Annotated in this window: 10 protein-coding genes; 5 read left to right on the top strand and 5 right to left on the bottom strand. The window is 38.5% G+C overall.

Annotated features, from left to right (window positions below):
- From HNP36_RS13320 to pth, 5 genes are all read left to right on the top strand, one after another.
- Entirely contained in the window at positions 1-816 is an 816-nt protein-coding gene (locus tag HNP36_RS13320; protein ID WP_184164401.1) for a hypothetical protein, read from the top strand.
- 7 nt (positions 817-823) lie between these two features.
- On the top strand, positions 824-1567 hold the full coding sequence (locus HNP36_RS13325) for a hypothetical protein (RefSeq protein ID WP_184164404.1): 744 nt from the start codon (positions 824-826) through the stop codon (positions 1565-1567).
- 150 nt (positions 1568-1717) lie between these two features.
- Positions 1718-2590, top strand: a complete 873-nt coding sequence (locus tag HNP36_RS13330; protein ID WP_184164407.1) for a hypothetical protein — start codon at positions 1718-1720, stop codon at positions 2588-2590.
- Positions 2591-2688: 98 nt separating this feature from the next.
- Positions 2689-3621, top strand: coding sequence for a hypothetical protein (locus HNP36_RS13335; RefSeq protein WP_184164411.1), 933 nt, complete (start codon positions 2689-2691; stop codon positions 3619-3621).
- An 87-nt stretch (positions 3622-3708) separates the two neighbouring features.
- On the top strand, positions 3709-4272 hold the full coding sequence (gene pth, locus HNP36_RS13340) for an aminoacyl-tRNA hydrolase (protein ID WP_184164414.1): 564 nt from the start codon (positions 3709-3711) through the stop codon (positions 4270-4272).
- A gap of 167 nt (positions 4273-4439) precedes the next feature.
- Here the strand turns inward: pth and HNP36_RS13345 are convergent, their stop codons facing one another.
- From HNP36_RS13345 to HNP36_RS13365, 5 genes are all read right to left on the bottom strand, one after another.
- Positions 4440-5075, bottom strand: a complete 636-nt coding sequence (locus HNP36_RS13345; RefSeq protein WP_184164417.1) for a carbonic anhydrase — start codon at positions 5073-5075, stop codon at positions 4440-4442.
- 46 nt (positions 5076-5121) lie between these two features.
- Positions 5122-6714 (bottom strand): SulP family inorganic anion transporter, encoded by a 1593-nt coding sequence (locus tag HNP36_RS13350; protein ID WP_184164420.1) that lies wholly within the window; start codon positions 6712-6714, stop codon positions 5122-5124.
- 142 nt (positions 6715-6856) lie between these two features.
- Entirely contained in the window at positions 6857-7156 is a 300-nt protein-coding gene (locus HNP36_RS13355; protein ID WP_184164423.1) for a hypothetical protein, read from the bottom strand.
- 23 nt (positions 7157-7179) lie between these two features.
- Entirely contained in the window at positions 7180-7848 is a 669-nt protein-coding gene (locus HNP36_RS13360) for a carbonic anhydrase (RefSeq protein WP_184164426.1), read from the bottom strand.
- A 341-nt stretch (positions 7849-8189) separates the two neighbouring features.
- The gene (locus HNP36_RS13365) at positions 8190-13145 is read right to left on the bottom strand and encodes a T9SS type A sorting domain-containing protein (RefSeq protein WP_184164429.1); all 4956 of its coding nucleotides are present in this window, start codon (positions 13143-13145) and stop codon (positions 8190-8192) included.
- Between the last annotated feature and the right edge of the window lie 480 nt (positions 13146-13625).

Raw genomic sequence — 13625 nt, forward strand, 5'->3', positions numbered from 1 at the left:
ATGAAACATAGTATTTCGATCCTGTTTTTGGCAGCAGGACTGTCTCTTTCTGCTCAGGTGGGAATCAATACTGATTCGCCAAATGCAAAACTCGACGTTAACGGAGACATCAATTTCAGAGATAAAATAAGTGTCCTGAATGTTATGGACAATACTTTATCCCAGGGTAATAACGACCAGATTCTTGTTTCCCAGGGAGAGGGCTATCCCCCCATCTGGAAGTCGCTCCGTATTCCCGAATACGAACCGAATAAATTTTATCTCATATTCAACAACTCTTTTTCAGACAAGACCGGAATAAAATTTACCAATAATGAACATTCCAGTATTGCTGCTAAAAATACAGCTTTTACAAAAGGAGCGAATATTTCCAGTCTTCCGGGATTCAAAAAAATTGCGGGCCTGTCTCAGCCTATCAGTGTATTCAGTACAGACAGTAAAACGTATTTTCAGTTTGAAACCGTGGTACAGGCAAATCTTCCTGTAAACGGAACACCTGATATTTCTATAGATTATGCATGCGGTATTTTTGTGGACGACAAGCTGGTAAATCTCAGACAGAGAAACCTGAAAGCAAGTAGTGCAGCAAGTACTTTCATTACCCATAACCAGATCGGGATAGTTACCAATCTTTCCAAAGGACAGCACAATGTAAGTGTGGCCTGTTCAAGGCTTGCCTCATACAGAACGGCAAGTGATGTTGTACTGGCAATAGGAATCAATGCGGATACCAACATTAACAGCTTTATTACCCAGTCTTCCCTGAAAGTGGATGTATATGAGATTCCGCAGGTATTTAACCCAATTATAAATTAATCCGGACATGAAAAAAATTATTATCATAAAATCCCTGCTGTTTGCTATATGGATGAATGCGCAGGTGGGTGTGAATACCTCAAATCCTGCCGGTATGCTTGATGTGAATGGAGATATAAGCGTTAGGAAAGAAATCAGGACCGGTGGGACGAACCAGCTTAAAGGATCAGCCGGAGTGGCTGGGACTATTTTTCATAATAACACGGAATTACACGAGAATGACTGGAAGAGTATCAAAATTGCAGATGGGCAGGGAAGTATGTCCGTATTTTCACTGAATACCGTTGCCGACCAGACGGGTGCGTCTTTTTCTTCACCCAACGGTGCTACAACTCCCTATACCGAAGGTACGGCCATTACTTCTGCATGGACGGTTCTGCCGGGAACTTCGGATACATTTTCTATTACCAATGCTGTAAATAAAGTAGCGTTTACTTTTCAGACTACAGCCCAGAAAACGGGAAATGACAATGCTTCTACAGGGTTTGCATGTGGTATTTTTGTAGATAACACACTGAGAGCAGTCCGTACAGACGTTTTAATAGGTTCGGAAGGAAGCTATAAAATCTTCAATCTCAATGCAACACTTGCGGGTCTTACACCCAAGAACAATTACAGCGTAAAAGTAGCCTGTACGAAAAGGAATCTGAACTCCGGAACATTGGGAATAGGAAGAGCGGTAAATACAGATTTTCTGAATAACGAGATGTCTCAGTCCGTTCTTACAACATCCGTTCTGCAGCCATACTAATTTCGTAATAAGTCATAAATAACAACCTGAAAATATTTGTTTTTAGGTTTTTTTTGTTAAAAGATACGGATTGTTATTAATTTGTTGAATAAGTAAATGTTTTCATCAAAAAAATGAATTATATTTGTCAACTCACTAAAATATTTTTTCATGGGAAAAAACTATCTTCTTAAAATCATTGCCGGAGTATTTTTCGGGTTGATGGTTTCATGTAACAATTCTTCTGAAGATCAATTCGAGCCCAGCTCCAATAACGGAGGAAATGGGAATACACCAACTCCCCCGGCAAGAGTTTTGGAAAAGATTACCTTAAACAATAATGTACAGGAAGAGTATACATTTAACGGAACTGCTTTTCAGAAAGGAATGCTGAGAGATGGAACCAACAATAATTATTATACAGGTACGGTAACGTATATCAATAATAAAATCAGTAAAATAAAATTTATTGGGAGCCTGACCGGAAGTATGACTTATGATTTTAGTGTAAGTGAAGACAGCAAAGGCAATGTATATAGTGCAACATGTACCGGTACGGCTACTGCGGCAATAGATTCTTTTGTAAGCGACTACACCTTTACCTATGATGCCACAGGTAAAAAGCTTGTGAAAATCATGGAAAAAAGAAAAGTAGCGGGAAATTCAGCATACAGCCAGTTTACACAGAATACTTTTACTTACAACGGAGATAATATTTTCAAGGCAGAATGTGCCAAAGGAACCCTTACGGGAACAGGAGAACCTAATATGGCTACTGCAAAGATGACTTTGTACAGCTTCCAGAACTATGATTCTAAAGTTAACCCATACACTACACTTCCCAAAACATTCTTTACTGCATGGAGCCTGGTTCGCCCGGAGAGCTTTTACAGGATTTCTCCAAACAACCCAACATCTGTGTACGTAATGCCGCCAACTCCTGCACCTGCAGTAAATACGCCTATGACGTATTTGTATGATGCTTACAATTATCCTGTATCGGATAAAGACCAGGCGCTTAAATATATTTACAGAACTTTATAAGACCCATTTGATTACCGGTTTTATTGGAATATAAATAAAAACATAACTTTTGTTCAAAAAAAAGTTATATTTGTGAAAAAATAAACAATTACCAGGAAATGAAACAACTTTTCTACTTTATTTTACTGATTGCAGGTTTTTCTTCAATACATTCCTGCAAAGACATGTTAGACGAAGACGGGGATCCGTTATTGGATCTGAACGATACGGGAGGCCTGACAGGTCCAAGAGCATTATACAGAGAAATTACAGATAAAGATACATTAGCGGAATACCACTACAGCGGGCTTTTGGTAACAAAAGTAATTACGGATAGTGCTTCCATTACAGATATTGCCTACAGCGGTGACAAAATAAGCCAGATTACCTTTAACGGATTCCTTGATCTTGACGGAAACGGGAAACTGGATAAAGATAGTGTTTCCTACAGCCAGCTATTTACTTACGGGCCAAACGACAGACTGGATAAAATCTCTGAAAACCGTTCAGTTTTCAGAAGACCTGCACCTGTACCGCCTGCAACTGCTCCAGGGCCGCAGACACTTTTAAGAAAGACAAAAACCCTTTACGATCTAAAGTATAGCGCTTCTACAGCTAAACTGGATTCCATCATCATGCAAAACGGTCCGGACGTTTCCGGAACACCATTCGCTTATATCAGCTATTCCAAAACAGGATATACCTATTTAGGTGATAACGTATCCAGAGTAGTAAGAAATTACGGTCCTATGGCTGCCGGAGTATTTGGAAGACCTACAACCAGACTGGCATACGATTTCACGATTTACGATACTGCAATCAGTCCGTTTACATTACTTCCTAAAGTATATAAAATTTCAAGACTTTTATCTACGGAATCTAACGACAGAGAAAGTCATATTTTATCTCCGAACAATCCCAGAAAAATATCTGTAACGGATCTTATACCGCCTATTCCTTCTCCAATCAGCTGGACAACGAATTATAACTACGATCCGCAGACTTATATGACGAAAGGATATGGTGTAAACTACATTTATAAACCTTTCTAAAAAGAAACTTTAAAATATACCCGCCCAATCCTTCATAAGATTGGGCTTTTTTATTTTTTATCCCTTAATTTTGCAAAAAATTTCTCAATGAAATATTTAATAGTCGGGCTTGGAAACAAAGGCCCTGAATACGAAAATACACGCCACAACATAGGATTCAAAGTAGCTGAAAAAATTGCAGAAACACTTGATGTTTCATTTAATACAACCAATTTCGGGTGGATGGCAGAAGGGAAGTATAAAGGACGGAAGGTTTTCGTTCTGAAGCCGGATACCTATATGAACCTTTCCGGAAATGCTGTAAGATTCTGGATGCAGAAAGAGAATATTCCATTGGAAAATGTACTGATTATTACCGATGATCTTGCTCTTCCGTTCGGAACTTTAAGAATGAAAATGAAAGGCTCTGATGCCGGCCACAATGGGCTTAAAAGCATTAATGAGATGCTTAATACCCCAAATTATGCAAGGCTGAGGTTCGGGATCTCTGCAGACTTCTCCGAAGGCCGCCAGGTAGATTATGTACTGGGAACCTGGAATGAAGAAGAATCTGAAAAACTTCCGGAAAGAATTGAAAAGTTCTCAAAGGCAGGTTTATCTTTTGTATTTGCGGGTATCAATAATACAATGTCTGCATTCAACGGGAAATAGAGTAGATGGATAAGACTTAAAAACAACATTATCTTTAAGCTTCCTGTTAAAAATAAAGACCATCGGAGAATCCAATGGTCTTGCTGTATACTTTAAAAATCAATTTCCAATCTAACTATACCATGATTTTTTGTATATGTGTGATAAAATGTACCGGCTTTTATCTCTTAAAGCCAGGTTACAACTCCGGTTTCAACATCATAATTGGCTCCAACTATTTTGATCTTACCTTCATCTTCTAACTTTTTAAGTGTTGAACTTTGTGTACGAATATCTTCAATTGCGTTTTTTACGTTCTGCTGATTCAGTCTTTCCAGAAGCACCCCGTTTTTTGATGAACGTTCTTCACCTTCTTCAATGATTTCATTGATGATTGGGTCGAAATGGTTAATCAGATGGTTGAGATTATCCATTCCCATTCCCTGGATTTGTGCTGCGTCCAGACCGCCTTTTAATGCGCCACATTTCGTGTGCCCTAAAACTACAACAAGTTTGGAACCTGCAACATTACAGCCAAATTCCATTGAACCTAAAATATCCTGATTGATAAAATTACCGGCAATCCTGATACTGAAAACGTCTCCTAATCCCTGATCAAAGATAAGCTCTGCGGAAGTACGGCTGTCTATACAGCTTAAAACCACTGCAAAAGGCCATTGCCCCTCACGTGTTGCATTTACCTGTTCCAAAAGATCTCTGTTGGCTTTCAGGTTATTTACAAATCTTTGGTTTCCTTCTTTTAAAAAATCTAATGCTTTTTCAGGAGTAATTGTAGATTGAGTTTCGTATGTATGTGCTTTCATATGTTTGATTTATTCTTTTTTTAAATTAAAAATTATTGTATTGAGCTTACATAGCTCTTCGGTGGGTAACCAGAATGTGGGAATCTTCATCTGTTTCATAGTCTTTATATGAAGTTTTGAAGCCTAAAAGTTCCACATTAATATCTTCTTCTTTTGCCCTGATATTGGCGAAATCCTGGATCATCTCCAGTACATCTGTGGCAATATATGAAGTTCCTCTTGCATCAATGGTTACGGTGGAGTTGGGTTTGATGTTTTTCAGTGTTTTTTTGATGGCAGCTTTATTCAGGAAAGAAACTTCCTCAGCAAGCTTTATGTTGATTTCATCAGCATCATCCAGCTTTTCCCTGCTCAGATAATAAGCACGTTTCATATTTCCCTGAAGGATATAGAATACGGAAATAGCCAGACCGATCCCAACTCCTTTAAGAAGGTCGGTTGCCACTACAGCCACTACCGTAGCCACAAACGGGATGAACTGGAATTTACCCAAATGCCAGAAATGCTTGAAAGTAGCAGGTTTCGCCAGTTTATATCCTACAAGAATAAGTACGGCAGCAAGTGTGGCAAGTGGTATTAAGTTGAGTATGAACGGAATAGTCAGCACACATACCAGTAAAAGTACACCATGAATCATCGCTGAAAGTTTTGAAGTGGCCCCGGCGTTTGCATTGGCAGAACTTCTTACCACTACCGATGTCATAGGCAGCCCTCCGATGAATGAACTTACCAGATTCCCGATTCCCTGTGCCTTAAGCTCAAGGTTGGTATCCGTAATTCTTCTTTGCTTATCCAGCCTGTCTGAAGCTTCGATACAAAGCAGCGTTTCAATAGAAGCTACAATGGCAATAGTAGCACCCACAATCCATACCTTGGTATTGGTGAATCCGGAAAAATCAGGCATCGTAACAAGATTTTTGAAATCATCCAGAGATTGTGGAACCGGTAATGAAACCAGGTGCTGTGTACTGATCGCCAGAGCGCTTCCGGATAGTTTAAATGCCTCATTCAGGAGTATTCCCGCCACTACTGCTACCAGTGCTCCGGGAAGTACTTTCATTCTTTTCAGGGCCGGAATTCTGTCCCAGGCAATAAGAATACCTACTGAAACCAGTGTTACCACAATGGCTCCTGCATGTACAGCTCCCAGTAATTCGGTAAAGTACCCGAAATTAAGGCCGTTATCGAAGATAGATTCATGTCCTTCGTAATCTTTATCGAATCCCATGGCATGAGGGATCTGTTTTAAAATAATAATGATACCGATAGCGGCAAGCATTCCCTCAATAACGTTATTCGGAAAGTAATTGGATATACTTCCTGCTCTTACAAATCCTAAAACCAGCTGGATAATTCCTGCAATAATTCCTGCGCAAAGAAAAAGTTCAAAGGCTCCCAGGTCTGTAATGGCAGTTAAGACAATGGCTGTAAGGCCTGCTGCCGGACCTGATACGGATATGTTTGAATTACTTATACATCCTACAACCAATCCGCCTACTATCCCGGCAATGACACCGGACAATGGGGGTGCACCTGATGCTAAAGCGATTCCAAGGCATAACGGAAGTGCTACTAAGAATACAACGAGCCCGGAAGGGAAATTCTCCTTGATTCCTCCTATAAATGATGTTTTTTTCATGATGTTTTTGAAAAATACTATAACTGATTGATCTGTGCTTCAGATCATCAATTATAAAAGATTGGAAATTTAATTTTAAAGCACACGTACCCAATATCAATGCTGATATGAATACTGTAAAAAAATCTAACTGTACTTAAAATTAGGCTTCCGGAGGCGGAGAAAATATGGTAAGTAGGGGCGACAGATGAAAGGAATCATCTATCAGCTCAAAAGATACACCCTGAAGGTTTGGTTCGGAAAACTTCACGTAATCGAATACGTCCAGAGTTTTCGGAAGTGTTTTTTCGTAAACAATAAAAGATGATGGGTGAGAATGTGGTTCTTCTTCATTGATTATTACATTGGTCCTTGCTATATCCCAGCCTGCAACGGCAGCAATGCCCGGCAGTGCTGTGAAGTTTAGGAATAAGGTCAATACAATAATACTCCAGAATTTCATTTTACATTCATTTTTAAGAAAAACTAATCTGTTTTTCTGCTCATTACCCAATCGGAACTTGTAAGGTTGTAGATTTTCTGGATGTCTTTCAGAATTTTTTCGAAATCGATCTCCAAATCAATGATCTTACCTGTTCTCAGGTCAAATACCCAGCCATGTACAATAGGAAATTCCTCGATAATATATCTTTCCTGTACGCAGGCCATTTTAATTACGTTGATGCACTGCTCCTGAACATTAAGTTCTACAAGTCTGTCATAACGTTTGCCCTCATCTTCAATAGCGTCTAATTCAGCCTGGTGTAATCTGTAAACGTCACGGATGTTTCTCAGCCATGGGTTTAATAATCCCAGATCCTGAGGGGTCATCGCTGCTTTTACGCCACCACAGTTGTAGTGTCCGCATACGATAATATGTTTTACTTTAAGATGTTCTACAGCATACTGAATTACGGCTGTGGAGCTCATATCTAAAGTATTGACAACATTGGCAATGTTTCTGTGGACAAAAACTTCTCCGGGTTTGGCTCCCATGAGTTCTTCTGCTGTGGCTCTACTGTCTGAACATCCGATATACAGATAGTCAGGATTCTGAGTTTTTGCAAGCTCATGAAAAAATTCCGGGTCTTGTGAAATTTTAGATTCTACCCACTTTCTGTTGTTTTCGAAAATAACTTCGTACGATTGTGACATAATTTAAAAAATTTAAAAGGTTTACAATTATTTATTTCGTTTAAATTATTTTCAAATTCAATAGATCAAATCAATAATCATGCAAAAATATAATTTTTGCCGAAAAGGCAGGCATCTTTAACAAAATTTAATATTAAAATATGCTTAAAATCATATTTAAAATGAATAGAATTACTGTTTTCCGGATGAATTTGTTTAAAATGTTTTTAATTCAAACTTAAAAGCTATGCTAAAATTACAAACTATAAATGATAAAATTAAAAACGGAGATTAAAATATTCTCAATTATACAAAAAAACCGCCTCAAAACTGAGGCGGTTCCTGATTTCACATCAACTATATTATTCTTTAATGATCTTCGCTATTGTGTCAGAATTGTTAATTCTTACCAAATATACGCCGGATACTAAAGAAGAAAGGTCAGTTTGTTCATTTTCAAATTTACCTGATTTTACTAACTGGCCAGACAAGTTATAAATCTGATAGTAGTATTCTTTAGCTACATCGTTTCCTTTGATGTGCAGCATACTCTTCACAGGATTCGGGAAGAACTCAAGTTTGTTCTGAGCTACTTTTTCCTTGATCACGGCTTTTGAAAGAACATCTTTTGCTTTAGCCAAAGCAGTAGGTGCAACAGGAAGTACAAACGGCTCGTATCTTCCGATTTCTTTTCCATTAGTATCATACTTGATTTCAGCACAACGGCATGACATTGCAGCCTGAGGACGGAAACCGAAGGTTGGAGTTAAGAAATAATAAGGATTGGAGGTTGGTTTAAATAACATCCCTAAAGAGCTACCTCCGCTACCTTGGCTGGCGGATGTCCAGATACCAGAATACTGGAAAGCCTTTAAACCTGAGGTGCCATTAAGATAATCGTTCATCGCATTACCTCCGTTAAAACCTCTTATACCCGTATTAGGAAATAAACCTATATTGTATTCTGGTCTATTTAATATAAATCCATAAGCAACGGCTCCTTTTCCTGAAAAATAGGCATATAGAGTACCACCGATATAGTTATATTTAGCCGGGTCATAATTTTCATATTTCACCACTGCATTCATGTCTCCCGGATCTATACCATAAGCATTATTAAATTGCTTATTATAGAACCAAGGTGTATTTCCTTTTGAAATAAAATTACCAAGAATAATGCCGGTGGAAACACTTTCAAGATCTACTACTCTCCAGCCTGCAGGGCATGGATCGTATGCAGATTTTTCGGTAGCATGTCCCCATCTTTCCGGCATGTTTCCATTCTCATCAGAAACCCAGTCTAATTTTGCAGCATCAGACTGATATAAATAGTTAAGTGGATTATTAACAGAGTATTTTAATACTTTCTTCATTTTATCCGCTTTTGAATCAGATGCAGAAACATTAGCTGCAGCTGAATATGCAGGATAAGCCTGGGTATAAGAATTTAAATATTCTGTTTCAGGTACATTAGCTGTATAAGGTATTGCTCCGGTAGAAGCATTGGCAGGATTATTTTGTCTGAATACATTATATGCAGCATAATTGGTTCCATAGTTGTAATAAGACGGTCCCGGATTGTAAAATACTGGTAATGGATCTTTTCTGCCCCATTGATAGTGCAAACCACCACTTTCACTTATTTGAGCTAATCTGGCTAGTGTGGCGGGATTTCCTGTAGGAAAGCTAGCTGTAGTAGGAGCAGCCAGTCCTGATGCAAATACGGAACCGGAAGGTTCATAAATATGCTCATTTACTAACTTATCTCTGGCTCCCAAATCCCTGTCCATAAAGGTAGTTTTCATAGGAACTCCTGCACTGGTCATAGGATCTACAAACTGCTGGTTAGCAGTAATAACCCCTCCGTTCCCAGCGTTTTCAGGATCTACATCATACTTTGCAATGACAGTTCTTGGTGCCCATATGTGCCAGCTCCATAATACCGGATCACTATGTTTGTTTGCTGACCATGTTCCATTACCCATGTGGAATGCAACTACAGCATTACCATATGTTTTTGAATTTAAAGTAACTCTTAATATGGCGCTCTCTATAGGGCCGTCTCCACCTATAATCTCCATTGTTTTGATCAGACTGGTATTGGTGGTCCAGACTACAGATGAGGTTTTCGTTCCCTCTGCAGGGAAAGAGAAGTCCGTACTTAAATGGAGTTTATACATTGCATATGCCTTTCTTAAAGGAATATCAATAATTCTATCATTATCCCTGTTTGGATCTATATTATTTCCGTTTGGATTGGGTGTTACTAGGTCAGAATTGGTATACTCTACATAGCTGTTTGGAAGCTTGGTCCATGATTTTAAAGTTTCAGTGGAATACGTTTCACTTCCTGAATAAACATAGTCAGTTTCAAATGCTGCCGGCATGAAAGCAGCGTTAGGATCATAAATACAACGGACACCACCACCGCCAGAATGTGCACTGCTTGAAAATCTATGCCATCCCGGTCTTGGTTTGGAAGCACTTAAAGGATCTGAAATCAGAGCTAATCCGGCGGTTCCAAATGAAGTACGTCGTACCCCATTGATCATTTCAGTTGCTGTTATAAATGTAGAGGTTACTAATCCTCCGTCCGCGCTTTGGTCCTGGAATTCCATTACCGGGGCTACCCAGCCGGTTCCATATTTTAAACCGCTTGTAGAATTAGGATACAGTTCATAATTTCCATTAATAGGGAATTTGCCTAAATTCATTCCCGCCACTCCTGAAAAATCAAATCCAAACTGAGGATAAATTTTTATACCAGGATAATCTGCATTTAATGAAGTAGCATTGAATTCCGGATCAATAGTATTTCCGGTATGTTTTCCCCAAGGGCTGTATCTGTTTTCATTCGGTTCCGGAGTACTGGAATTTCTTCCTCCAGAGAAGTAGCTTGAAGGTACTCTCCAGTTACACGGACAAGGATCATACGGTGATTTCAATGCATATCTGGAACTGGCTTCCCCAACTGCAGTATCGTCTATATCGGAATATTTCCCCTGACGTGTATCTCCCCAAAGATCCCAAGCAACGATATCTTCACGGTAAGGAGATGTATACTGTTTGTATTTCTGTTTTGAGAACCAGTTTGTTATGCCTACAGGCTGCGGCCATGTACCATTAGCGTTTTGTTGTAAAAAGTCTTCACCATCATTTAATAAAGGCTCGCCAATCTTAGCAACATAGAGAGGAGTGGCAATAAAGCTGATCGGGTTCTGTATAGAGAATCTGATATTTCCGTTTGGTGTATCAGTACCTGTGTTACGTTGAGCAGAATATCTGTTTCCTCTTATTTTTACAAATTTAGACTGAAAAGCAGGGTCAGTATATGATAAATTGATTTCGCCACTTACAGAATAAAGGCTTAGATCTTTAAGTCCAAATGATGGGAACGGATCTTTTCTTCCCCATTGGTATTGTAAGCCCAGAGATTTATGCCATTCATTTCCAACAAAATTAGCATTGGTAGCACCCAGGTTTCTGTCCATCCATTTCCAGTTGGTTACCACATTTCCGTCCTTATCTTTTTCAAAGCCGTGATGATAGGTACTTCCGTTGGTTCTTGGATCGTCAGTAGCCCATACGTGCCATGACCAGTAGATTTTGTCATCAACTTTGTATGAAATAACGGCATTACCTTCTTTTACTTTGTTGATCATTACTTTGATCCTTGCATTTTCTCCTGTGCCTTCCAAAGTAATGGATTTGATAAGTCCCGGCTCATCTTCCCAGTATAGTCCTGCTTTTGCAAGACCTTGCTGAGGGATAGGTGTGTAATTGCCACTGTCATTCTTCATAAAATCACCACCTTTTGCCCACATTTCGTAAGCTTTTTTTACAGGGATGTATAAACCGTCTACGGCGGCTCCGTATTGGTCTTTACCTGTGAAGATATAGCTGTTAGGAGCTTTTGTCCAGTCTGCGACAAGAGTTGGCTGTGCTCCCGGATTAATTGTAAAACAGTTTACAGAGCATTCTGAGGCATCATTTTTATAAGCTGTTGTATTTCCAAATACACCTGTATATTTAATAAACTTAGAAACCTCTTTTTCAATATCCTGTAATGATCTTATTGTTTGATAGCTTGCTGTAGCAGCATTTCTCAATGCTCCTACACCGTAAAGAGTCATTTCAGAAGTATCGGAAATACTTAAGTTTTCAGATCCCGGTCCTCTTCTGACTCCCTGACTATTGGTATATCCAAAGTAAGGACCTCCATAATTACTGGTAGTGTTTGGATTTAAATCAATAAAGGTTCCGTCACTTTTGTATATTCTTAAACCTGTTGCAAGGCTGGATACAATAACTACAGGCTCCTGGTCAGGAATAATCTCAGATAGATTCTTCCATGTTCTGTTATAGAGGTTGAAATACCTGCTTTCTAGTTTAGCCGGATCTTTGAAATTAAAATATCCGGGGCCATCAGGCTCTCCCGGCCACTGACTGAATTTCATGAAAAACCCGTTGGCAGAAAATTTACCTGCAAACATATATACCGGATCATCATAGCTATACAGATAGGGGATGGGGTGTCCGGCTGCTTCATTGTAGATGAATTCAGGAGTAGAGCCAAGTGAATTACTGATTGCCCCTGTATTGACAAGCTTTACAGATTTAATACCATTGGATTCTGTAATGATGTCTGATGGATTGGCAGGAGAAAAAACTACATCGTTCTTTTTATTGTCCATTAAAACATTACCCAGTTTGTTCCAGAAATAGGCTGAGGTTACCCTGTCTTTAATTCCTGTAGCTTTTCCATTGGCATCTGTTGTAATTGTCCCTTCTTTTCTAGGGGTTAAAAGCATGGTATACTCATTTTCATCCAGCTCACAATTACCGATGGAATAATCTCCCTGTTTGTAGTGGTCTACAGTTTTATTCCACGCTACACTGGTAAAATTGTTTGTGTCAGAACTTAGTTCAACTTTCAGATTGTAAGTTGGGCTTGCCGAAGCAGGCAATTCAAATGTTGCTTTTAAGTTTTCGTTATATTGGTTGTAAGAATAGAGTGTCTTACACCATGCTATAACCCATTCTCCCTGAGCGTTTTGATACTTAATGGAGAGGAGAATGTTAGTGTCTGTAAAAGGCTTGGAAAACTGTCCGCTCATAACGACAAGCCCTTTTTCGTTCACATTTTGTGAAACAACGATAAGAGGATCCAGATCATAGACACTTGGTGGGATAAGTGTCATAGATTTGAATCCAATACTGGTCTCATGATACCAGGGGACAGCTGCTGTCGCCCATGCATGAGACGATGCAATACTAAGTACTGCAGCAAAAATCTTTAGTGTCGATTTTTTTTTCATACGTATAGAATTAAAAGTGTTTTTGAAATAGGTTATCAGACTTATAAGATGTTCGGAAATAAACAATAGTGGATTAAATCCCAACCTGTAATAAAAAAAGCAAAATTTCACAATAAAAAGTATTTACTGCTGCTTACTATAAGTCGATGTAATTTAAATCAGATTTTTGAGAGAATAATTTTCAGAAGTAATGAAAAATGAGGCAACAGAGAACTGCATCATACTGAAAGAGTGATTTTTTTTCATGTGTTGTGTTTTAATGTTATTGTGTTTTTTTTTAATTTTAAAAAAAATAAAACGGGTTTGAAATTTTTTAAAATCCTTTTAGCAAAAGTCGATAAAAAAATATTTTCCTACAATAGGAAGAAGATTTTTCACGAAAAAAGTACTATGGATTTATAAATTTATATAGTTGGGTTTTGTAATTTATTAATGAGTATGAGGCTTTACGTTAAATTGTTTTGGTAAAATATTTCGAAA

It is taken from the genome of Chryseobacterium shigense, from assembly GCF_014207845.1.
GTDB lineage: Bacteria > Bacteroidota > Bacteroidia > Flavobacteriales > Weeksellaceae > Chryseobacterium > Chryseobacterium shigense_A.